We start from the raw sequence: 22,824 nt of genomic DNA, 5'->3' as shown, positions 1-22,824 counted from the left end.
TGTTTATCATCTCCCCATCCTCCCCATCTCCCCCATCCTCCCCATCTCCCCCATCATCATTTCCCCTTCCCTTCCGGGAACATCGGACGATTTTGATAGGGCATTGGAATATACTGAACCGTGGGACGGGCTACTTTAGCTTGGGGATATAAATCCATTAACTCATAAATAGAATAAGGTAAACCAACAGTTATGGGTAAACCCATTTCTGTTGCTTCTTCTACGGTAATGGGATAATCATGCGTCACTTGACCTGTGGTGAGTTTCTCAATGATGGTATCAATATCTTCTGGGTTGATTTTTTGGACGGGAATATTATCTTCTAAAAGGGTGCGAACAAACCGCTGGACTTGGGCGATCGCCTTGCGGGCAATATCGGCCATAATCAGGGTTTGGTCATCAATTTCTGATATGGGTTTTTCTTCTAAAACTTTGAGAATACTGGCCGCTGGTGAGGTTCCCAATTGTGGATCAACGGGACCGAGGACGGCATTTTCATCCATAACAATTTCATCGGATGCCAGGGCCAGCATAGTCCCCCCACTCATGGCATAATGAGGAACAAATACGCTAACTTTTCCCTGATGCCGTATTAAAGCCCGGGCAATTTGTTCGGTGGCTAAAACCAGTCCCCCTGGAGTATGTAAGATTAAATCGATGGGAACATTGGGGGGAGTCATGCGAATCGCCCTCAAAATTTGTTCGGAGTCTTCAATGCTGATATAGCGTGACAACGGAATTCCTAACAAACTAATGGATTCTTGGCGGTGAATTAGGAGAATGACCCGGCTATTTCGTTGCCGTTCAAATTCGGATATGGCTTGATAGCGGCGGGTTTCAATCTGACGTTTTTGCCAGAGAGGTTGCAAGGAAGCGAGTAAGACAAATATCCAAATAAAATCTAGGAAATTAAAGTCCATATTCATGAATAAAACCCTTAAAATAAGCTGCTCTTACTGGTATTTTAGTGTAAATGCTGAAAAATGCGACCCGTGGGGCGATCGCCCTCTTGGAGTCGGGTTTGAAATTATCACCAGTTTGGATGGGATGATAGATGGGTAAGGGTTCCAGGCGGTTATTTCCCCTGGGAGGCGATCGCCAAGACCATTCTCGCAGTTTTCTGGGTCTCCCTGCAATTTAAACTGGTATTAGACGTTTTGTCCTTTATTGTCGTTGCCAATCCAGTTAGGGGGAGCACATGGAAGTGCAGGAGCTCAAGTTTCTGCTAGATTTACTAGGGTTTCCCGATTATCGGGCAGCCATCACCCAGATTAAACCGAATCCGAAAACCAAGGCGGCGGAACGCGATAGCATCTGTCGTACACTCGCCGATCGCGAGTTAGTCGGATATGCGGAGGAGATTTTGACCTTTGCAATTTCTCCGGCAGGAAAGTCGCTGCTGCAACTCGATCCCACCCGATTGCCGATCGCCGAGACGGAAGTGGCTATCTTAAGGGCTTGTGCTGAGTCTACCATCACTCCGGCACAAACCAACCTAGCACCAACTGGGCAATCTGTGATTCAAGGGTTAGCAGAAAAGGGGTTAATTAAGGCGGAAAAAACCCAAATTACCGAGGTCTGGTTGACCTCCCGAGGGCAGGAATATCTCCGGGAAGAGTACAATCCCAGTGGAACGTTACCTGTTGTTAGTTTGGATATGCTAACGAATTATTTGCGCTTTTTGCGGAAATCGTTGCGATCGCCTGAAGAGTCTGTACCCCCCCATTCTTCCCCCACAATACCCCCTCCGTCATCCTCGGAAGTTATGGTATCTCAACCCTTATCCGATGATGAAATTGTGCGTCTAATTCAGCAGTTAGATCGAGAATTAGCAACCGATAACTATTTGCCGATTTTTCATCTCCGGCAAAAGTTACAACCGCCCTTGTCCCGGGAAGAGTTTGACCGCACACTCTATCGCTTACAACGCAACGATCGCATTGAGTTAAGTTCTTTACAAGAGGCCATTTCTTACAGTCCGGACCAAATAGAATTGGGCATTCCCCAAGATATTGGCGGTCCTTTGTTTTTTATTATTGTAACTCAATAACCCGAAAACAAACCCATTTTTCATCCTTCATTTTTCTATTGAGGAACTCTTATGGCAACACTCGAACAAATTATTCAGCGTGAACCGAATCCTTTTGATGCCGAAACTTTTTGGTCTGGCAACTTTTGGCAGGAAAAACAAAATCCGTCTTTTACCGTTGATTCCATTCACCAAGAGGCCATTTCCCAAATCGAAACCTTACTCAATCAGGTGGCGGAAGACCATCGCACGCGGACTGTTTTATTAGAAGGAGAAACTGGATCCGGCAAGTCCTATTTATTAGGCAGAATCAAGCGAATTCTTAATCGTAAAGCTTTTTTTGTGTATATCGAACCCTTTACCGCCAGTGACTATATTTGGCGGCATATTCTTCGGTACACGGTAGATAGTTTGCTGGAAGTTCCCGAGGGCGAACAAGATTCTCAATTGATTTTGTGGCTGAAAGGGTTATCGGAGTTTGAACATCGCAGTATCATGGATATGATTCGTGGCGATCGCCAGGTGTTTATCCGGAATCTTAGAGATAACTATCCCACGGGAATCTATAACGCTAATGAGTTTTTTGGCGTCCTCTATGACTTGACCAATCCTAAATTTTCTAGTCTTGCCTGCGAGTGGTTACGCGGGGATGATTTAGATGAAGAAAGTCTCAAACTCCTCCGAGTGCAACATTCCATCGATAGCGAAGATGCCGCCCAAAAAATCCTCGCTAACTTTGGCCGAATTTCCGCTGAAACTCTCCCGATTGTTCTGTGTTTTGACCAATTAGATAATATTGCCCGATTAGCCGATGGTTCGATTGATTTACCCAGTTTATTTGGGGTAAACTCCGTTATTCATACCCAAAAATTAAAAAACTTTCTGGTGATGATTAGCATCATTACTGATACTTGGAAACAAAATGCGTTTCGCATCCAAGCAACAGATAGAGACAGACTTGATGCGATCGTTCAACTCAAACAAATTAGTTTGTATCAAGGGGAAGCACTTTGGGCGAGTCGTTTGTCTATTTTGCATCGGCAATCTGCCACCCAACCCCCTTCTAATTTGTATCCCCTTACCCGAGAAAAGTTAGAAGATAAGTTTCCTGGGGGAAAAACTCGTCCTCGGAATGTCCTGATGTTAGGAAGACAGTTATTTCAGGACCATAAATTAGAATTAATGCGCGATCGCCAGGACTATATTGATGTAGCATATACCCAAGTGCTGGATCAACAATCCTCCCATTCTCCTGAACCTGCGATCAATGTCTCAGAAGTGCCAACTTTACCCTCAACTGCTGAACCCAAAGCAGATTTATTGGCGGCGTTCAAGTTGTTATGGTTGCGGAAATTTACGCAAACTCAGGAGAGAATTTCCCGAATTCGACAGTTTTCTTCCCCGGAATTAATCGCCATGTTAGGGGAAGCATTAGAAGCATTATCCGTCCCCGAGGTTCAGCTTCGCTTTTTGGATAGTCGGACTTATAGCAGTTATTCCCTAAGCTATCAATTCCCCGGAACTTCCGAAACCGTAGCAGTGGCATGGAGTGAAGATGCAAACCTGACGAAATTCTGCAATTTTATGAAAGTTTGCCAAGAGGCGATCGCGGCGAAACACTGTCACAGGTTGCATCTGATTCGCGAAGAAAGTATCGGTAATCCCAATAATACCGGATACCGAATCTATAACGATATTTACCGAAATTCTCGTCATCAGCATCTCAAACCGGACTTGATATCTATTCATTATTTAGTCACTTATCATAGTTTAGTCAATGATGCCTGTGGCGGAGATTTAATTGTCGGCAATGCTACCCCCAATTTAACCGAACTGCAAACCCTGATTCGGGAATCTAAAATTTTACAATACTGTCCCTTGTTGCAAGAATTAGAACTGGTCCCGAGTCTTCCCATCGGCGAAGCAACGCGGGAATTGTGGCAACCCGTGGAGGATTTTTTGTTAAATCGGGCCATCAGTCAACAATGTATGGCCCGCCAACGGTTATCCCAAGAAGCCATTTTGCAATTTTCCCATATTAACGAATCCCAAGTTCATCATTTAATTGAACATCTTTGTGAAAATTATCCTGAAGTTGCCATCCTGAATCCTGATGCAAAACTGGAAGATCAGTTAGTCTATTTGGTGAACACCAAGCGATAACTCCACTTGCGATCGCCTAGAAAATTGCGATCGCCTCTGGACGAAATTGCAACCCTATTACCCCCTGTATTCTCTCACTGAGGAGTCCGCCGTGGCATCTATTGACCGCTTGATTCAAGAATCCGTTAACCCCTTCGATTCCACCACCTTTAGACCGGGCAATTTTTGGCAAGAAGACCAAAATTCCGCCTTTACCGTCGATTCCATTCATCAAGAAGTCTTAACTGAAATTACCTCTGTTGTTGAACAGGTTACCCAAGACCATCGAACTCGCACAATTCTCCTTTCCGGAGATTCGGGTTCGGGGAAAAGTTATCTCTTAGGACGGATTAAAAGTACCCTGAATTCTAAAGGATTTTTTGCCTATATCGGACCTTGGCCGGAAAGCGAATTTATTTGGCGGCATACCCTCCGCAATACCGTCGATAGTTTGATGTATATTCCCCAGGGTCAAACCGAATCTCAACTGTTACTCTGGTTAAAAGAATTAGCCGCTTTTCAAGATAAAAGTCTCATGAAACGGGTATTTGGGGAACGGCAACTGTTTATTCATAAATTAAAAGGAACCTATCCCGCTGGAATCTATAATGCGAATGAGTTCTTTGGCGTTCTCTATGACTTAACCAATCCCAAATTATATCCCCTCGCTTGTGAATGGCTGAAAGGGGATGATTTGGACGAATCCAGTTTAAAACTATTGCGGGTCAAACGGTCCATTGATTCCGAAAATGCTGCCCAGCAAATTTTATCTAATTTTGGTAAAATTGCCTCGGCCACTCAGCCGATGGTTTTATGCTTTGATAATTTAGATAATATTGACCGAGGCATCGATGGATTAATTAATTTACAGGCATTATTTAACGTTAATTCTATTATTCATAACCAAAAACTGAAAAACTTTGTTATTATTATTAGTATCATCACCAACACATGGCAGCAAAACTATAAACGCATTCAACCGGCAGATTTAGCCCGAATTGATACAAAAATTCGCCTGAGTGCGATCGACCTCCATCAAGCTGCTGGATTATTGGCAATGCGATTGTATCCCTTACACCAACTCTCCCAAACTCCACCCCTATCCCCCATCTATCCCATCACCGAACAAGATTTAGAGGCGAAATTCCCCGGGGGAAAAACCTTACCTCGGTTTACACTCCTCCTCGGTAGACAACTGTTCCAAGAGGCGAAACAGCAGGAGGGAACAAGAACCGAAACAGTCATCTCACCTTCCCCCAACGAAGTCACTGCTGCCTTTCACCTCGTTTGGGTGAAAGAATTTAATAAAACCCAGGATAAAATTACCCGCCTGCGCCAATTTTCTGCCCCAGAATTGATGCAAATGGTCCGAGAAGCCCTGGAAGCATTAAATGTGAGTGGGATTCAACAAAAACTCTTACCCAGTGCCACCTATGCCAGTTATTCTCTCAGCTATCACCTGCCTGCACAACTGGGAAGAATTGGGATTGTCTGGACAGAAGACCCCAATCTAGTCAGCTTTTATCATATCATGAAAGCCTGTGAAAAAGCCCTAACCATGCAACGCTGTAAAACCCTCTATTTAATTCGCGGCGAACGCTTAGGAACGCGCAAAAACCTGGGCAATAAACTCTACTCCGAAATTTTTACAGGACATCCCCATCGCCACATTTTACCGGATATGGTATCCGTACATTATTTAGTAACCTATCATAGCTTAGTCAACGCCGCTTGTGCTGGTGAATTAGTCGTGGGAAGTCTCACCCCTAATTTAAAAGAATTACAAGAAATGATTCGTCATGCCCAAATTTTAGAAGACTGTCCAGTATTACAAACTTTGGGAGTATTTGCCGGATATACCCGCATCATCGGAGTCAGCGATAATAAACCCAAACAACTCGGACCCGCAGGCGATCGCAGCAAAGCCTTAAAGCAAGCCAAAGAGTATTTACTCGCCTTAGTTCGTACTCAACAAATCATGGGCCGAACTGTGTTAATTCAGAATACCTTAGACCAGTTTAATGATGTCCAAGAGTATCAAGTTAAAGAGTTACTCTTTCAGCTTTGCACGGAAAATAAACTATTTATTTTAGATGAAACAGTACCCGAATCTGCCCAGTTAGTTTGTGTGTTAGAAGCTTTTGGCAAGAAGGCTAAACTTTAGTTTTTTACAAGAAAATTTCACCCCTGTGCAGGCTAATTATGACCGGAGTTTTTAGTTAGAGAATTTACTATGGATGACTTGATTGAGTTTTTGCCTGTTCAATGATATTTATGAGTTCACCTTTGTTCATTTTTGTGATACCTTTCAACCCCATATTTTTTGCTATGTCCCTTAGCTGTTTTACAGTGGGTCCGCTATTTTTCGTATTTTCAGATACTGAACGTTTAGCGCTTGTCTTAGCTTTCCCAATCTTTAACTCTTGCTGAAGTCCTTTAAATTGCTGCTGCAATAGCGCTTCAATGGCAAGTATCGGATCTTTTTCTTGCAATCGTTCAATTTTCCGGGTTAAACCATCTACCCGACTGTTTAAATTGCTTTCTAACGTCTGAATAACACTTTTAAGTTGTTTAATTTCTTCCGTTAAGGGGGTAAGTTCTAGGGTAGGGTCGATAGGTTGCCGATCGCCTTCGGGTTTTGACAAGACGGGTATCGGATTTACAGCAGGTTCAGCGGGAGGATTCAGGGGAATCACCGCCTGATTTCCTACCTGTCTCAATAGTTTGACTTGTTCGAGTAAGACTTCCTCATTCTCCGGTTCCAGAAGAAATGCTGGAATCATTTCTCCTTTCATCGGTTCTAGTTCTTTCGCTTTGACTGCTGCATAATATTCAAAATGTCCATCGACAACTTCATAGGATTGCATACTGGTTCTACGAAGCACAATGGGATTAATTAACCCACTTGCCTCTAAACTCAGTTTCCCCAACTGTTCTAACTTCAATTCTGAGAAACTTTCGCGAGGAACTGAAGAGGTAATTTTTTTTACTGCTACTAGAGAAGGTAATAACTTTTTCATCAGTTCATTCCAATCCGATTTAAAACTTCTAAAGCCAAATCTTCAAATTCTTGTGCGGCTAATGAATCTGGTTTAAAATCAAGGACAGACATAGGATCCGGTACTTCAATATCTCCGACTATTTGTATCTGTTCGGCACATTTTGCTAGATCGTCTCTGTCATAAATAACACTGTTCATCACCTGAAGCCCATAGCGACTGGGAATTAAATTTTTTCGCTTTTTAAAAGTGGATTGCACAAATCGAGCATTGGTGGAGATTTTACAAGGCAATACCCCGAGAACTTCTAAAGGAACTTTGTTAATTTGTCGCCGAAATCCATCAATAATTTTAATGAAATTTTTTACATTATTTAATCCTTGATTGGCGAAAGGTTTTAAGTCGGAAGGGATTAACACATAATCCGAAGCAATTAAAGCGATACGAGCATAAAAATTTAAAGCCGGAGGAGTATCAATTAAAACTATATCATATTGATTTTTTACTGCATTAAGTTTATCTACTAAAATTAATCGACTATAATCGAGTTGATTTAGTTCAGTTTCATATTGCATTAAATCAATATGAGCCGGAACTACATCGACCTCTGGGCTATTATAAGCAGAACTTCTAGCCACTTCGGAAATTGAGTAATAGTCTTCCGATTGTAACACTTGCAGAATGTTACAATCTTTAATATCGTCTAATTCTTCATCATCAAATTTTACTAATCCTAGAGCAAAAGTCGTGTTAGCTTGACTATCTAAATCAATCACTAATACGCGTTTTCCTTTTTTTCTTAAAGCGGCGGCTAGATTGGTTACTGTAGTGGTTTTTCCGACACCGCCTTTGTTGTGATAAACTGAAATGATTTTCACTATAGATTTCCTCTCGGTATTAGAATTTGGTTTGACAATAGGTTCGGGAAGCGGTGGCGTAGGAGGGAATAGTTCCTCGGGAAACTCGATAGATAACGGGATTGTTTCTTCTGCTGTTTCAGGAATTGACTCCTTCTTAATTTGAGGAAGATTAGAATCGAACTCCGCTGAATCCAGGGTTTGTCTATGTTGACTACTTTCTTTGCCAATTAAGGCATTTATTTCTTCAATTTGTGTCTCAATTTCTTGTCCTAAACATTGAAAGACTAGCTGTATGTCCTCCCCCACTCGTTCATAAATTCGCATTTCTTTACCATTCGTCAGGACCCCATATTTAACTTGTAGTTTCGTTAAATATCGCTTAAACTTTCTCAAGTGTCGGTCTAGGTTTTGTTTGGGACTTTTTGCCTCCATCACGACACTCAGGGGGGAATTGGCATCGAGGACGAAGGGAACGGCTTGGATGGCGAAGGCTAAGAAATCTAAACGGATGCTACTAAAGGCCACTTCTTGATGCCAACTGTCTGGGGTGTACCCTAATGCTGGCAACAAGTAACTGACGATTAGTTTGCTTTCGACTTCGCTTTCGTTTCGGCAAAGGTCTGGATGGAAACTCAACGTTTTACCCGGATTATCCGGTGCCTTACGGAATCGTTTTATATCTTACCTGACCCCAGGTAAAACTGGAACAATATCTTAATATTTTTTAACAAAAAAAAACAATTGCCACTGAATGAAAAGGGTGCGTTACTGTAGATTGTCGCGCACCCGATGATCATTGCGCTAACTATTTTCAATTTGCCGATCGCTCTTTAGCACCGGAAAAACTCTCTTTCAACTTGGCGATCGCCCCTTGGATAAAATTCGGCTGTTTTTCTGGAGGACGGACTGCTAATTCGATGGGATCTTCCGCATATTCTTTCCCTTTTAAGCGATACCCATATTCCAAATTCTGTTGATTTTTTCGCAGAATGGGGAACAAGCGAAATCCGCCTTCTCGTAAGTCTTCCTCTGTATCAAAAATCGCTTGATTAATCTTACTGGTTCGATTCACCATTAAGGAACCCACGGGAAACCAGTTTTTTTTGCCTTGTATCCGCATAAAAATATGAAATTCGGGCATATCCCCTTCTTTCATTTTCTCATACTTCTGTGCTGCCTCTTCCCGCTTGGCGGTGCCTTTGCCAGTTTTTTTGCGCGGTTGCACGTTCCCAAATCCCTGTTGTGTCGTCACTTTGGCTTTCTCCTGGGTGGTATTTACAAAAGTTTACAGTATTTCTCAGAATTCTGCAATGCTTTTTGTTGTTTGTCCTTGGTTGTTCATCCTTGGTCCTTCTGGGTTGCTTGCAGAGGGGGACCCCACCCTAACCCTCCCCTTGGCAAGGGGAGGGGACCGGAGATGCCGTCAATTGCTAAATGTAGGGTTGATTCGCGAATCAACCCTACAGTTTGGAGGACTCAGGTGGGCTAGAATTATTCATCCTCCGGGGGAAGGATTTTTAACTGCACGGTTTCCGAGGTTTCAACGGACATGGGGAGGCGATCGCTGACGGCATCCAACTGAGTTCGCATTTCCTTTGTCAGAGTGAGGACACAATCAAAATCTAGCTGTTCCTCTTGCACCAGTTTCGCCAATTCTGAAAACGGCGTTTTATACGTTGATCGCTCATAGCTGGAGAACTTAACCCGATCCATTTGCTTGACCCGTTGAGCTTGCATCGCCGATTTGAGGCGATGTTCCACATAACTCAATTCCGACTCCAGTAACGCTACTTCGTGCTTTAATCGGGTATATTCTGCCGCCAGGACTTGGACGTTATCCGTTGCGGGATCGCGCTGAGTCATGCGTTCAATCTCCATCAGACGGCGATGCACATAAGCTAAATAAATCGGGTCGAGGGTGGCATATCGGATTTGAGTCTCACTTAGGGGGCGGATTCCCCAGTCACTTTGTTGCTCTGAACTATCCGGATGGGGTAAACCGCACAATTCACAAGCTAAGGTTTTCAGTTGAAAATTGGAGGTGTCCACCATAAACAAGGGCAAGCTTTTCGCCAAAACTAAGGTACAAGTTACATTTTTAGCTTGGCTTTTTCCTAAAAACCTCAGATCATAACTGGCATTGTGAAACACTTTTTCAATGGCCGAGTTAGTCATGATAGTTTTGATAAATTCGGCAGTTAATTGGGGGAGATTCAGCACATCTAAGAGATAAACCCGGTTCATTAACAGGTCCAGGGAGTTCGGGAAATCGCCGGTGAAGTCCGGCAAAATCTGAATCAAAGAAAGTCGGGGATTTTTGGTGCGATAATCTGCCACTTCTGTATCCACCCAAAGGCGTTGAACTTGGGTACAGGTGGCGATCGCATCTTTAATATCCGTGGGATCCGTTAAATAGGGCATCGTGCTAACTTGGGGTGATTATTCTTTATGGAGGTTAAATCTACAGGGTACTAGGAATTTAACCCCGAGTGAAGGGTAACTCATCTTGGAAATCATGACTTAGCTGATTTAAGCTATCTTTGAAAGAGTCGAACTCTTAAAATGTTAAACAATAGACGGCGAACTCATTTATGAAAAAAGCGCTCATTTGTGGAATTTCTGGTCAAGATGGAGCCTATCTAGCCCAATTACTCCTCTCCAAGGGCTATACGGTTTGTGGCACCTCCCGAGACGCGCAAATGTCATCCTTTCGCAATTTGACCCGCTTAGGCATTCGCGAACAAGTCAAGTTAGAATCTATGTCTTTAAATGACTTTCGCAGTGTGTTACAAATTTTGACAAAAATTGAACCCGATGAGGTGTACAATCTAGCGGGACAAAGTTCTGTGGGGTTATCCTTCGATCAACCTGTGGAAACTTTAGAAAGTATTGCCACCGGGACACTGAACTTGTTGGAAGCGATTCGATTTACGGGAAAAACGATTAGATTTTATAATGCGGGGTCCAGCGAATGTTTTGGGGATACGGGCGATCGCGCGGCGGATGAAACCACCCCATTTCGGCCCCGCAGTCCCTACGCTGTCGCCAAAGCTACCGCCTTTTGGGAAGTCGCCAACTATCGGGAAGCTTACGGATTATTTGCCTGTTCTGGAATTTTGTATAACCATGAGTCTGCCCTAAGACCCGAACGGTTTGTCACCCAAAAAATTATTGCGGCTGCCTGCCGGATTGCCGGGGGGAGTCGCGAAAAAGTAAACCTCGGGAATATTTCTGTGCAACGGGACTGGGGTTACGCGCCGGAATATGTAGAGGCGATGTATTTGATGTTACAGCACCCAGACCCGGATGATTATGTGATTGCCACCGGGGAAACCCATCGGTTAGAGGATTTTGTTGCGATCGCGTTTTCTAGTGTGGGATTGGATTGGCAGGAGTGGGTCAATATTGACACCAGTTTATATCGACCCACCGATATTGCGATCGGTCGAGGTAATCCAGGGAAGGCGAAAACAAAGCTGGGATGGGAGGCACGGTCAAAAATGCCCGAGGTAGTTCGACAGATGGTGGAGGCAAAAAGGCAAGGGATTTAAGCCGCAATAACCGGCGGGTTTTAAACCTGAGCCGGTTGTTGCCTTCAAATGTCAGGGTTTTGTAACAGGTGGATACTCAATTGGCGACTTTTGCTCCCCCTGAGATTGAAGACAAAAATCGACGTGAAATTTAACATTTGAACCCCACAAAATTTGACAAAATAACAATGCCACCAATCTAGCCTGAACACGTTGTTGTCTAGGCAAGAATCATTATGTAAATTGGAGATGAGATCGTGGCTATTGCCAGTATCAACCCGCTGACGGGAGAAACGATACAAACCTTTACCGCCCTAACCGATGCCGAAATTCAGGCTAAACTGGAAAAATCGCAACAGGCTTTTGAAAAATATCGGCGGATTCCCCTGGACCAACGGGCGGTATGGATGAATGCTGCAGCGGATATTTTGGAAAAAAATAAAGCGCACTACGGGAAAATCATGACCCTGGAAATGGGTAAAACCCTTGCTTCGGCGATCGCAGAGGCGGAAAAAAGTGCAGTGGGTTGTCGGTATTATGCAGAGAATGCCGCCCAATTCCTTGCAGATGTTCCCGGAAAAACCGACGCCAGTACCAGCTTTGTGCGCTACCAACCCATCGGCCCCGTTTTGGCGGTGATGCCCTGGAATTTTCCATTTTGGCAAGTGTTTCGCTTTGCGGCCCCGGCACTGATGGCAGGAAATGTGGGTCTACTCAAACACGCTTCCAATGTACCGCAATGTGCCCTTGCCATTGAAGAGATTTTTACCGAGGCGGGATTTCCCGAGGGTGTGTTTCAAACTTTGTTAATAGGTGCTGACAAAGTAGGGGACGTGATCGCCGATGATCGGGTTCAAGCGGCAGCTTTAACGGGATCGGAGTTTGCAGGTTCTAGTTTAGCGGAAAAAGCCGGGAAATATATCAAGAAAACTGTCCTAGAATTAGGAGGGAGTGATCCGTTTATTGTGATGAAGAGCGCGGATCTGGAAGTTGCCGCAGCAACGGCAACCACAGCGCGAATGATTAATAATGGACAATCTTGTATCGCCGCAAAACGCTTTATTGTTGAAGAAGCGATCGCCGATGAGTTTGAGCAACGCTTGATTCAGCATTTCAAAGCATTACGGGTGGGAGACCCAATGGATGCGGCAACGGATATCGGACCGCTGGCAACCCGCTCAATCCTAGAGGAATTACACCAACAAGTGTTAGCTTGTGTGGAAAGTGGAGCCAAAGCAGTGACTGGGGGCATTCCTTTAATGGATCGTCCGGGAAACTTTTATCCTCCGACGCTCATCACCGATATTCCCCTCGGAATACCGGCAGAACGGGAAGAATTTTTTGGACCCGTTGCCTTGTTATTTCGGGTTGCCAATATTGACGAAGCGATCGCCCGGGCGAACGATATTCCCTTTGGTTTGGGTGCTTCTGCTTGGACAAACGAACCCCAAGAACGCGATCGCTTTATTGAAGAACTCGAAGCAGGTGCTGTCTTTATTAATGGCTTAGTCAAATCCGACCCGCGCCTGCCCTTTGGTGGTATCAAACGCTCCGGATATGGACGCGAATTAAGTATTCAAGGCATTCACGAATTCGTCAACATCAAAACCGTTTGGGTCAAATAAACCCTAACCTTACCCCGACCGATTGTCATCGGTTCTAAACTCATTGAACCTTTCGGGAATCCTCAAAGGTTCACATTTTTCCGACCATCATTAACCCAGCATTTCTCTGAGGTAACACAAGATTATGGGTGAACTTAACACCGCTGAATTATTAGTTCGTTGTCTGGAAAATGAAGGTGTTCAATACATTTTTGGACTCCCTGGAGAAGAAAACCTCGCCGTTTTAAAAGCGCTGAGTAACTCTTCTATTCAATTTATTACCACCCGTCACGAACAAGGCGCGGCATTCATGGCCGATGTTTATGGACGCTTGACTGGAAAAGCCGGAGTCTGCCTCTCCACCTTGGGTCCCGGTGCCACCAACTTAATGACAGGGGTTGCCGATGCCAACTTAGATGGTGCTCCCCTTGTCGCCATTACGGGACAAGTGGGGACCGATCGGATGCATATTGAATCCCATCAATATTTAGACTTAGTGGCAATGTTTGAACCTGTCACAAAATGGAACGCGCAAATTGTCCGTCCCAGCATCACCCCGGAAATTGTTCGGAAAGCGTTTAAACGGGCCCAAACTGAAAAACCTGGGGCGGTTCATATCGATTTACCGGAAAATATTGCCGCTATGTCCGTTGTCGGTGAACCCTTGAGAAAAGATAAGCAAGAAAAAAGCTATGCATCTTATCAAGGATTAAATGAAGCCGCTGCCGCCATTTCTCGGGCGAATAATCCGCTCATTTTAGTGGGAAATGGCGCAATTCGCGCTCATGCTGGGTCTGTGTTAACTGAATTTGCCACTCGCCTGCATATTCCAGTTACCAATACCTTTATGGGGAAAGGCGTCATTCCCTATACTCATCCTCTCGCTTTATGGACCACCGGATTGCAACAGCGGGATTATATTACCTGTGCGTTTGAGGAAACGGATCTGGTGATTGCTGTTGGCTATGATTTGATTGAATATTCCCCGAAAAAATGGAATCCAGAGGGAAAGATTCCCATCATTCATATTAATGCCACTCCGTCAGAAATTGATAGTAGTTATATCCCGATTGTCGAAGTAGTGGGGGATATTTCTGATTCCTTAATGGAAATTTTGCATCGCGCCGATCGCCAGAGTAAACCCACCCCTCATGCTTGCGAACTGCGCGCCGATATTCGCGCCGATTATGAACAGTATGCTACGGATGATGGATTTCCTATCAAACCGCAAAAACTGATTTATGATTTGCGGCAGGTGATGGGACCGGATGATATTGTTATCTCCGATGTGGGTGCGCATAAGATGTGGATTGCCCGTCACTACCATTGCGATCGGCCCAATACTTGTTTGATTTCCAATGGATTTGCAGCAATGGGAATCGCCATTCCCGGCGCATTAGCCGCTAAATTAGTCTATCCTGATCGCAAAATTGTGGCCGTAACTGGCGACGGCGGATTCATGATGAACTGCCAAGAATTAGAAACCGCTTTGCGCGTCGGAACTGCCTTCGTAACGATTATCTTTAACGATGGCGGATATGGACTCATCGAGTGGAAACAACAGAACCACTATGGCGAATCTGCCTTCATCAAATTCACCAATCCTGACTTTGTGAAATTTGCAGAAAGTATGGGATTAAAAGGCTATCGGATCGCATCCGCAGCGGATTTAATTCCCACCCTAAAAGAAGCCCTCGCCCAAGATGTTCCAGCAGTGATTGACTGTCCCATCGACTACAGCGAAAATATCCGCTTTAGTCAAAAATCAGGCGGATTGAACTGCACTATCTAAATTAGCAGGAGTTAGGAGTTAAGGAATAGACTTCTTGCAAACTTCTGAAAAGCCCCCCTTAAAAAGGGGGGTTGGGGGGATCTCTCCAGTATTTTGGAAGCGGTCTAATGAGGCAAAATGCGGTACAATTAACCCCTCATCCTTAATTCCTAACCCATGAAGATAGCGACCTGGAACGTTAACTCGATTAGAACTCGATTAGAACAAGTAACCGACTGGTTACAAACCAACCCCGTTGATGTATTGTGCTTGCAAGAAACAAAGGTAGTGGATGCAGATTTTCCGCGATCGCCCTTAGAAGCATTAGGCTATCACCTTTATATCTCCGGCCAAAAATCCTACAACGGGGTTGCTTTATTCAGTAAAATTCCCCTAACCGACGTCACCATCGGTTTCACCCCAATTCTGGGTCCAGAAATGACCGAATTAGACGAACAAAAGCGCGTCATTACCGGAGTTTTCGGGGATATTCGCATCCTCAATCTCTATGTCCCTAATGGTTCATCCGTCGGCAGCGATAAATTTAGTTATAAACTAACCTGGCTGAAAACCCTAGAAAATTATCTTAAAATCATTCTTGACAAAACCGATAAATTATGTATTTGCGGTGACTTTAATATCGCCTTAGAAGCGATAGATATTCATCGAAAAACTACCCCAAATGATATCATGGCCTCCCCCGCAGAACGGGCCGCCTTAACCAACATTTTAGAACTGGGTTTAACCGATGCCTTCCGCCTCTTTAATCAAGAAGCGGGACAGTTTAGCTGGTGGGATTATCGCGCCGGTGCCTTCGCTCGAAATCGCGGCTGGCGCATCGATCATCATTATGTCACCCCGAAGCTGAAAGAACGGGCGATCGCCTGTACCATCGACACGGAACCCCGTAAGTTGCCCAAACCCAGTGATCACACTCCAGTTATTTTAGAATTAGGGTAAATTTAGGCTATCATACCGGCCTAACCTAGGTACGGTATGATAAAATTGAAGAGTGTTCTAAGAAATGCCTGTTTAGGAATCATCCTAACTAGAGAATGGACAAGAGGTGGGACGCCATTATTGAATCGATTTGTGCCCAATGTCTAATTTGTGGAGGGCTAATTCCTGCGGGTTTGCCCATTCCAGAATCCGGTCGAAAGAGCATTTAGAGTGATAGAATTATAAAACTTGAAGCGGAAGCTATTTAACTAAAAAGTAAGCGTAAATGCCCATCCCGTCAGAAATTCAAGCCCTAATTGCCAGACTCAACCAAGAGTTAGAGGAGACTGAACAAGATGCACTTTATGGACTGAACTTAGTTAGCCAAAGGTTAGATCTTTTTCCGGAAAACGAAATATTGATGCAGTTTTTCGGTGCATTGAGCAATCTTCTTTTTTTCGTGGAGATTACCCGAAGTCGAATTCACAATATTATTGATAGACTTGCACCGGATAATGTACCTGCTCAAATTATTCAAGAAGCTGGTGAAGATTTAGGATTTATTTTGGGAAGGGTATTAGAAGCTAAAATGAATGCGGGTCAACTTAAAAATCGTTTGGAGGACTAACCGTGGTACAACACCCCTCTATGAGTGACGACGAATTAGCCAAAATGACAGAACTGCTCGAATTGGCTAAAATTACAGAACAACAGATGAAAGAGTTAGCTGATTTAACTTTGGAGATAGACCAAAAATATGAAAAACGTTTAGCTGAAATTAGAGTGGCCGAAAAAATGCAAACCCTGGGGATTAAATAGCAGAAAATAGGGGGACCCTACCCCCGACAATAGTTTAATATCGCCTTAGAAGCGATAGATATTCATCAAAAAATTACCCCGAACGATATCATGGCCTCCCCCGCAGAACGGGCCGCCTTAACCAACATTTTAGAACTGGGATTAACCGATGCCTTCCGCCTCTTTAATCAAGAAGCGGGACAGTTTAGCTGGTGGGATTATCGCGCCGGTGGCTTCGCCCGAAATCGCGGCTGACGCATCGATCATCGTTATGTCACACCGAAGCTGAAAGAACGGGCGATCGCCTGTACCATCGACACGGAACCGAGGAAGTTACCCAAACCCAGTGATCACACTCCAGTTATTTTAGAATTAGACTGATTATCAGGTTGTAGGGTTGGCAACCTGTTGAGGATTGAATTCAGTTACATTAGCGGACTAGAAACTCGCACTAACAACAGTTTGGGTTAAATTACTGCCCAATTTAGATGTTGTTTTTCTCTTTGGCTCGTAGCTAGAAGTTCAGTGGTTTTAAATTTTCGCCTAATAATGGAGGCATAAACGACTGAACTCCTTGCTACAAAATAAGTAGAAAATGAAACTCGAAATGACTGTAGTCATTACTACAAACTTGGATAATAACTTAGGTTGAAGGTGGATTTTAGGGATGGGGAGGGTTTTCCGTCCCTCCCTTTTCGGGAGAACAAGCTAAAATTGCAGAGAGACTGATTCATTTACCCATAAATAAAGATGTTCTTAGTCACTGGAGCAACGGGAAGTTTAGGACGGCGTGTGGTGCGGGTTTTGACTGCGAGACAAGCACCTGTAAGGGCTTTTGTGCGGTTGAGTTCAGACTACAGCGAGTTAGAAAATCGAGGTGCAGAGATATTCATTGGCGACTTGAAACGGGAGCGTGATATACAAAAAGCCTGTGAAGGGGTTAAGTATATCATCAGCACTCATGGCGGGAAGGAAACTGGAGGTGCACAGGCGATCGACTATCGGGCGAATATTGACTTGATTGATTACGGGAAAGCAGCAAGAGTCGAGCATTTTGTCTTGATTTCTGTCCTGGGTTGCGATCGCGGTTATGTGGATTCCCCAGTGTTTAAAGCTAAACGCGAAGTCGAAAAATATTTAGAAAAAAGTGGTTTGACTTACACCATTTTACGTCCTTCTGCTTTTGATTCGGCTTTAATTCCTTTTGCACAACGATTCAAAGAAACGGGGATTTATTTAAGTCTTGGAGACTTGAAAAATCGCACCTCCCCGGTGAGTACCGATGACTTAGCTAAAATCGCAGCAGATTCGGTTTTAGTCTCCGGTGCAGCGAATCAAATTTTCCCGGTGGGAGGTCCAGAAATTCTCTCCCGCGTAGAGATTCCCCAGATTTTTGGCCGCATTTTTAATCGAGAACCTCTGATTATCAACCCCCCGATGATGGTCTTTGATGGGGTCCGTAATGCGTTGGGATTGGTGAATCCCAGTTTACAGAAATCTCTAGGAACTGTGCGAGTCTTGGTTTCTAATGAGTTTTTCTGCACTGTGCAAGAGATAGAAACCTTAGAGTCAACCTTTGGGATGAAAATGGAGTCTTTAGAAAGTTTTATTCGCCGGTATGTGAGTGCGTGAGTAAAGGGTTTCCCAAAATTATAGCGGTTCCCACAGCTATTCATACCTCATAAGTCCAGGAATCTCTATAAATCAAAAGGGGGTGTCTGGATAAGACACCCCCTTTGTTACTGAGTAATATTCAGTTGTCAGATTTATTAATTTTTGCTGCATTTAAGCTTTTCCCTGGCTTACTAGATTTAACCCGTGTATGAAGCGAATTGAAACGATTAAGCGCTACGTTTGAGGGAACCATCGGAGTATAATTCCATTGGTACTAATTCTAATTTTCCGTTGACTTGCACTTTCGAGTAAACCATTTTGACGAATTGCGCGGTGTGGGTCCGATAGCGAGGTAACATGATTTTGTCCTCCGATTTGCTTCTTCTTTTCTTATACTCCCATTATCTCTCGGTTCAGGATAAATGGGGGTGATATCAAGCTGAACGGATGGTGATAGATTTCTGACCCAGAGGCGATCGCCCTCATCGGTGGCAGTGATTTTAAACACAGTTTTGGATGAGGACGAAGGAGTCTAAATTACTAAGAATTAAATCTCCTATTGTTAATCAGGGATTCAGTATAAATTTGACCCGTCTCCCTAAGAAACTTCCCCATTACTCCCCCGAGAAGGACGATGAACCATAAAGGTTAGAACGGTTTCATCAATGCCCTTTAATTGCAGGGAACCGAACTTAACAATTTCATCATCATGAAGATAATCGGCCACCGCTGCCGACACCAGAATTGTACCCGGGTCCGCAGCTTCTTGCAAGCGGGAAGCAATATTTACACTAGGACCGATCGCCGTATAATCCGATCGCAAATTGCCGCCAAACATCCCCACCACAGCGGTTCCTTGATGAATCCCGCAGCGGAACTGGACCCGAGGTAAACCTTGTTCCTCCCAGTTCTCATTTAAGCGATCTAGGGCTTGTAACATTTGTCGGGCGGTGGCGATCGCCCGTCTCACTTGTTCATTCGGGGTCAAATCCTCTGGTGCACCAAACATCGCCACGATCGCATCCCCGACAAACTTATCTACTGTGCCGCCATTGTCAAACACCGCCTGAGTCATTTCCGTTAAATATTGATTCAACACTTCCGCCACCCGGCGCGATCGCAACGTATTCGCCAACTGAGTAAACCCAACGATATCGCTAAACAAAATCGTAATCAACCGAGGTTCCGGACGTAAATCCAGAGATAACTCCCCAGAGGCCGCTTTTTGGACCATCCCAGGGGGTAAAAAGCGCCGGAGGACTGATTCGGTTAAGTAAGTATTCAACTGGGCTACCCGGCGCTCATTTTCCTTAAGGGCGAGTAAATTTCTCACTTCTGCTAATAACTCGCGATCGTTAAAGGGTTTCGCTAGATAGGCATCCGCGCCCTTTTCCGCGCCTTCAATGCGCGTATCCTCATTCACTTTTGCCGTGAGCAAAATAATCGGTGTTCCCCGTAACGACTCATCCTCTCGAATCATCTGGATCATATCCAAACCCGAGACTAACGGCATCATCAAATCCGTAACAATTAACTGGGGACGATGGTTAATCACCACATCAAATCCTTCCGCCCCATTCCGGGCCAAAATGACGCGATATCCTTCTTTTGTGAGAATGCCGGAAACATAATTTCGTAAATCTGGATTGTCATCCACCACGACAATTGTCGGGTGGAGGGTGTGAATGGTTGAGGGTTGTGCTGGTTGCACCAACCCTCCGGGACCGATAAACCCGACCCCATCCTCTTCCATCTGCACATCGGCCAATTCTACCGAAGCCCGGGCCGGTTCTACCCCGGTGGGTACTTCAATAATTTGGTCCGGGGGTAAGTGAGAATTGCCCAGGGGTAACCAGACCATAAAAACCGAACCTTCCCCATAATTCGACTCAACGGCGATGGTTCCCCCATGTAGTTCGACCAATTCTTTGGCTAAGGCTAACCCTAACCCACTGCCTTCATACGAGCGATTCGCAGACCCTTCGGCTTGACGAAAGCGCTCAAATAAGTGGGGAATTTGATCCGTGCGAATGCCAATTCCGGTATCTTTAACTTGGAGTAAAGAATAATCCCCCGCCTGTTCCAAGGAAACCATAATTTTACCGCCAGAAGCGGTAAATTTCATGGCATTGGACAGGAGATTGTAGAGGACTTTATCAAACTTTTCCAAGTCCAAATAAAGGGAAGGACAAGCTTGCAAATCCGTGGTGATTTCTATACCTTTTTTCTCGCAATAGGGGCGAAAAATTTCTACAGTTTGGGAGACAAAGGCGAGTAAATCGCAGGGACGAAAGGTGGGCTGCATCCGACCAGCATCGAGGCGTTGCAAGTCCAAGAGTTGATTGACCAATCGCAGGAGGCGGCGGGTATTGCGCAGGGCGATCGCCGCTTGTTCCAAGGGTAAATCTTGGTGATGTTCCACCGCCGATTCCAAAGGACCCATCATCAGGGTTAAGGGCGTGCGGAACTCGTGGGAAATATTTTGGAAAAATTCCGTTTTCAGGCGGTTAAGTTCCAAGAGTCGTTCCGCCTGCTGCCGAGTTTTTTGGTAAAGACGAGATTGATGAACGGCGATCGCCCCTTGTGCCGCCACCGCTTGGGCGAGATCAATTTCCGAGGGGTGCCAGCGGCGGGGGGATCGGACTTGGCGCAGGGTAATGCTGCCGATAATTTCGCCATCGGAGATTAAAGGCACGAGTAATAAAGCCCGCGCAGGCGATCGCAGGGGTAAATCCATGACATTCCATTCCGGCTGCTGTTCCAAGTCATCCACCACCACCGGAGCCCGAGTGGTGAGGAGTTCTTGCAACACCGGATTCCCGGCGATCGGCACCACCGATCGCGGCAATTCCCCGGAATTCAAGCGAGGTTCCCCTTTGACTTCCAGGAAGGGATGGGGAGAAGACATTCCCCCCGGTTGAGAGTCTTCATCCTGCAGTTGTTCTCCCTCCGAAGCTTCCACCGCTTGTAAGGCGGCATCATACAATCCAACACACTGAACATACTCATCTTCCTCAGTCCATAACGACAGGGCACAACCGTCCGCCTGTAACGCTTGGCCGAGTTGTTGGGCGATCGCTGCAAAAATATCTTTCGGATTCAGACTCGACCGAATCGCCGTAGTAATCGTATTCACCAGGGCCTCACGCTTGGCGAGGGCCTGCATTTGTTCATACGCGCGGGCCTGGGACAGGGACAACACCGCCTGATCCGCCACCATAAACACCAGTTGCACCTCATCATCCTGCCACTCCCGCCCGGATCCACATTGGTGTAAGGCCAAAACGGCCATGAGTTCCAAGCGAAACATCAGGGGAACCACTAAACTCGACTGAATATCTGCCGCTTTTAACATCTGTCGCCGTTGCTGGAGTTGAGGCGTCTTTCCCTGTAACCGTTCATCGGTTTCCACATCATGGATCACCTCAATATCATGGGTTTCCCAAACCGTTTGGGCCAACCCTAGGGGTTCGGAAATCGGACCCGAGGGAGCAACAGGCAGTTTTGGCCCTTGACCATTGGACTTGATCGTGCCCAGTTCCCGCTTTTGATACATAAACCATTCATCAATAAAGCGGCCATCCTGATAGGGACGGAGAATGCAATAACTCACTTCAAACATTTGGCCGAGGGTATCGACAATGGTCTGCAAAATCTGCGCCTCAGTCGTGCGCGATCGAATGGTATTCGTAATGGCATTAAGCAACGATTCCTGACGCAGGGTGCGGCACAGTTCCCTTGTCCGCGCCTTCAAAACATTGTGGGTATCTAATGCTTGTGCGACCAATGCCTTGAGTTCATCGGCATCCCAGGGTTTGGTGACATATTTAAAAACCTTCCCTGCATTGATAGCATCCACCAGGTCCTCGACATCGGTGTAAGCCGTCAAGATAATCCGGATCGCATCGGGGTACTGAGTCGCCGTCAGACTGAGTAACTCAGTCCCACTCATTTTGGGCATCCGCTGATCGGAGATAATCACCGCCACATCCCCCTCCTTTGCCAGAAGCTCTAACGCTTGCGAGGCATTTTCTGCCGTCAGCACGTTATAGTCCCGATAAAAAGTGCGATAGAGCAAGTCGAGGTTATCTGGTTCGTCGTCAACGACCAGAAGTTTCGGCTTACTATATGTTTCGATACTCATGCACCGCGCTCCTACAATCAGGGGGAGTTATATCCAATTTCTTATGATTCTTGCGACTGGTTTTTAGGGTGACCGAACCAACGAGGCAGACTTAACCCCTCCCCAGGTTCGTGAGTAGGGGTTATTCTGAATGTACACTACTTAACATAATCCCGATGGGTTAGGGGTCAGGGATGAATATCACGCGCCTCATGAACCCTAGCAGACTCGCCCCTTAATTTGCATCCTGATGTAAAAATTGCTGAGGGCGATCGCCCGTCGAAGGGGTCGGAATTATTGGGAATAATGACGATATTCTACTGGCAACCGTCGGATCCTGCATGAGAAATTTCACCGATTCAGAATCGCGGTCCTTCGTTCTGGTTTCAGTCAGGGTTTCCTGGGATGGAAATTT

Annotated in this window: 19 protein-coding genes; 12 read left to right on the top strand and 7 right to left on the bottom strand. The window is 45.2% G+C overall.

Annotated features, from left to right (window positions below; genetic code table 11):
• Positions 1 to 56: 56 nt before the first annotated feature.
• Positions 57 to 926, bottom strand: coding sequence for an SDH family Clp fold serine proteinase (locus NG796_RS00705; protein WP_317619249.1), 870 nt, complete (start codon positions 924 to 926; stop codon positions 57 to 59).
• Between NG796_RS00705 and NG796_RS00700 the strand changes: the two genes are divergently transcribed.
• The 4 genes from NG796_RS00700 (at position 925) to NG796_RS00685 (ending at position 6,335) form a co-directional block, all read left to right on the top strand.
• Positions 925 to 1,062 (top strand): hypothetical protein, encoded by a 138-nt coding sequence (locus NG796_RS00700; protein WP_261203993.1) that lies wholly within the window; start codon positions 925 to 927, stop codon positions 1,060 to 1,062. The two genes, NG796_RS00705 and NG796_RS00700, sit on opposite strands and share 2 nt — an antisense overlap.
• 136 nt (positions 1,063 to 1,198) lie before the next feature.
• Positions 1,199 to 2,050 (top strand): hypothetical protein, encoded by an 852-nt coding sequence (locus NG796_RS00695; RefSeq protein ID WP_261203992.1) that lies wholly within the window; start codon positions 1,199 to 1,201, stop codon positions 2,048 to 2,050.
• Between the two features lie 51 nt (positions 2,051 to 2,101).
• Positions 2,102 to 4,192, top strand: coding sequence for an ATP-binding protein (locus NG796_RS00690; protein ID WP_261203991.1), 2,091 nt, complete (start codon positions 2,102 to 2,104; stop codon positions 4,190 to 4,192).
• Between the two features lie 91 nt (positions 4,193 to 4,283).
• Positions 4,284 to 6,335, top strand: a complete 2,052-nt coding sequence (locus tag NG796_RS00685; RefSeq protein WP_261203990.1) for an ATP-binding protein — start codon at positions 4,284 to 4,286, stop codon at positions 6,333 to 6,335.
• 67 nt (positions 6,336 to 6,402) lie between these two features.
• Here the strand turns inward: NG796_RS00685 and NG796_RS00680 are convergent, their stop codons facing one another.
• The 4 genes from NG796_RS00680 to NG796_RS00665 all read right to left on the bottom strand — a co-directional run bounded on the left by NG796_RS00680 (position 6,403) and on the right by NG796_RS00665 (position 10,451).
• Positions 6,403 to 7,191 carry a Rho termination factor N-terminal domain-containing protein gene (locus NG796_RS00680; protein ID WP_261203989.1) on the bottom strand — a complete coding sequence of 263 codons (789 nt, stop codon included), beginning with the start codon at positions 7,189 to 7,191 and terminating at the stop codon, positions 6,403 to 6,405.
• On the bottom strand, positions 7,191 to 8,666 hold the full coding sequence (locus NG796_RS00675; RefSeq protein WP_261203988.1) for an AAA family ATPase: 1,476 nt from the start codon (positions 8,664 to 8,666) through the stop codon (positions 7,191 to 7,193). Before NG796_RS00675 ends, NG796_RS00680 begins: the two co-directional genes overlap by 1 nt.
• Before the next feature lie 175 nt (positions 8,667 to 8,841).
• Positions 8,842 to 9,282, bottom strand: a complete 441-nt coding sequence (locus NG796_RS00670; RefSeq protein ID WP_261203987.1) for an HHL1-like protein — start codon at positions 9,280 to 9,282, stop codon at positions 8,842 to 8,844.
• A gap of 239 nt (positions 9,283 to 9,521) precedes the next feature.
• Entirely contained in the window at positions 9,522 to 10,451 is a 930-nt protein-coding gene (locus NG796_RS00665; RefSeq protein ID WP_261203986.1) for a ribonuclease D, read from the bottom strand.
• A 170-nt stretch (positions 10,452 to 10,621) separates the two neighbouring features.
• Here NG796_RS00665 and NG796_RS00660 point away from each other — a divergent pair, with 170 nt between their 5' ends.
• The 8 genes from NG796_RS00660 to NG796_RS00625 all read left to right on the top strand — a co-directional run bounded on the left by NG796_RS00660 (position 10,622) and on the right by NG796_RS00625 (position 18,304).
• The gene (locus tag NG796_RS00660) at positions 10,622 to 11,581 is read left to right on the top strand and encodes a GDP-mannose 4,6-dehydratase (protein WP_261203985.1); all 960 of its coding nucleotides are present in this window, start codon (positions 10,622 to 10,624) and stop codon (positions 11,579 to 11,581) included.
• Positions 11,582 to 11,817: 236 nt separating this feature from the next.
• Positions 11,818 to 13,185 carry an NAD-dependent succinate-semialdehyde dehydrogenase gene (locus NG796_RS00655; protein WP_261203984.1) on the top strand — a complete coding sequence of 456 codons (1,368 nt, stop codon included), beginning with the start codon at positions 11,818 to 11,820 and terminating at the stop codon, positions 13,183 to 13,185.
• 124 nt (positions 13,186 to 13,309) lie between these two features.
• A complete protein-coding gene (locus NG796_RS00650; RefSeq protein ID WP_261203983.1) occupies positions 13,310 to 14,956 on the top strand; it encodes an acetolactate synthase large subunit in 1,647 nt (548 codons plus the stop codon).
• Positions 14,957 to 15,112: 156 nt separating this feature from the next.
• The gene (xth, locus tag NG796_RS00645; protein WP_261203982.1) at positions 15,113 to 15,895 is read left to right on the top strand and encodes an exodeoxyribonuclease III; all 783 of its coding nucleotides are present in this window, start codon (positions 15,113 to 15,115) and stop codon (positions 15,893 to 15,895) included.
• Between the two features lie 265 nt (positions 15,896 to 16,160).
• Complete coding sequence (locus NG796_RS00640; protein WP_261203981.1) at positions 16,161 to 16,502, top strand: hypothetical protein; 342 nt, start codon at positions 16,161 to 16,163, stop codon at positions 16,500 to 16,502.
• Positions 16,503 to 16,522: 20 nt separating this feature from the next.
• Positions 16,523 to 16,693, top strand: coding sequence for a hypothetical protein (locus NG796_RS00635; protein WP_261203980.1), 171 nt, complete (start codon positions 16,523 to 16,525; stop codon positions 16,691 to 16,693).
• Between the two features lie 90 nt (positions 16,694 to 16,783).
• A complete protein-coding gene (locus tag NG796_RS26380) occupies positions 16,784 to 16,927 on the top strand; it encodes a hypothetical protein (RefSeq protein ID WP_317619248.1) in 144 nt (47 codons plus the stop codon).
• A 495-nt stretch (positions 16,928 to 17,422) separates the two neighbouring features.
• Complete coding sequence (locus NG796_RS00625; protein ID WP_261203979.1) at positions 17,423 to 18,304, top strand: SDR family oxidoreductase; 882 nt, start codon at positions 17,423 to 17,425, stop codon at positions 18,302 to 18,304.
• A 209-nt stretch (positions 18,305 to 18,513) separates the two neighbouring features.
• Here NG796_RS00625 and NG796_RS00620 read toward each other — a convergent pair whose 3' ends face one another.
• Both NG796_RS00620 and NG796_RS00615 read right to left on the bottom strand, forming a co-directional pair.
• The gene (locus NG796_RS00620) at positions 18,514 to 18,645 is read right to left on the bottom strand and encodes a hypothetical protein (RefSeq protein WP_261203978.1); all 132 of its coding nucleotides are present in this window, start codon (positions 18,643 to 18,645) and stop codon (positions 18,514 to 18,516) included.
• Between the two features lie 239 nt (positions 18,646 to 18,884).
• Entirely contained in the window at positions 18,885 to 22,430 is a 3,546-nt protein-coding gene (locus NG796_RS00615) for a response regulator (RefSeq protein ID WP_261203977.1), read from the bottom strand.
• Positions 22,431 to 22,824: the final 394 nt, after the last annotated feature.

Source organism: Laspinema sp. D2d, assembly GCF_025370755.1.
Taxonomy (GTDB): Bacteria; Cyanobacteriota; Cyanobacteriia; order Cyanobacteriales; family Laspinemataceae; genus Laspinema.
Note: the sequence above shows the minus strand (reverse complement) of the source record. Positions and strands in the feature narration are given on the sequence as shown.

Coding starts and splice junctions, on each gene's coding strand:
- NG796_RS00680 (WP_261203989.1), bottom strand. CDS start 7,191: ATGAAAAAGTTATTACCTTCTCTAGTAGCAGTAAAAAAAATTACCTCT.
- NG796_RS00665 (WP_261203986.1), bottom strand. CDS start 10,451: ATGCCCTATTTAACGGATCCCACGGATATTAAAGATGCGATCGCCACC.
- NG796_RS00660 (WP_261203985.1), top strand. CDS start 10,622: ATGAAAAAAGCGCTCATTTGTGGAATTTCTGGTCAAGATGGAGCCTAT.
- NG796_RS00615 (WP_261203977.1), bottom strand. CDS start 22,430: ATGAGTATCGAAACATATAGTAAGCCGAAACTTCTGGTCGTTGACGAC.
- NG796_RS00640 (WP_261203981.1), top strand. CDS start 16,161: ATGCCCATCCCGTCAGAAATTCAAGCCCTAATTGCCAGACTCAACCAA.
- NG796_RS00700 (WP_261203993.1), top strand. CDS start 925: ATGAATAAAACCCTTAAAATAAGCTGCTCTTACTGGTATTTTAGTGTA.
- NG796_RS26380 (WP_317619248.1), top strand. CDS start 16,784: ATGGCCTCCCCCGCAGAACGGGCCGCCTTAACCAACATTTTAGAACTG.
- NG796_RS00625 (WP_261203979.1), top strand. CDS start 17,423: ATGTTCTTAGTCACTGGAGCAACGGGAAGTTTAGGACGGCGTGTGGTG.
- NG796_RS00705 (WP_317619249.1), bottom strand. CDS start 926: ATGAATATGGACTTTAATTTCCTAGATTTTATTTGGATATTTGTCTTA.
- xth (WP_261203982.1), top strand. CDS start 15,113: ATGAAGATAGCGACCTGGAACGTTAACTCGATTAGAACTCGATTAGAA.
- NG796_RS00695 (WP_261203992.1), top strand. CDS start 1,199: ATGGAAGTGCAGGAGCTCAAGTTTCTGCTAGATTTACTAGGGTTTCCC.
- NG796_RS00690 (WP_261203991.1), top strand. CDS start 2,102: ATGGCAACACTCGAACAAATTATTCAGCGTGAACCGAATCCTTTTGAT.
- NG796_RS00635 (WP_261203980.1), top strand. CDS start 16,523: ATGAGTGACGACGAATTAGCCAAAATGACAGAACTGCTCGAATTGGCT.
- NG796_RS00620 (WP_261203978.1), bottom strand. CDS start 18,645: ATGTTACCTCGCTATCGGACCCACACCGCGCAATTCGTCAAAATGGTT.
- NG796_RS00650 (WP_261203983.1), top strand. CDS start 13,310: ATGGGTGAACTTAACACCGCTGAATTATTAGTTCGTTGTCTGGAAAAT.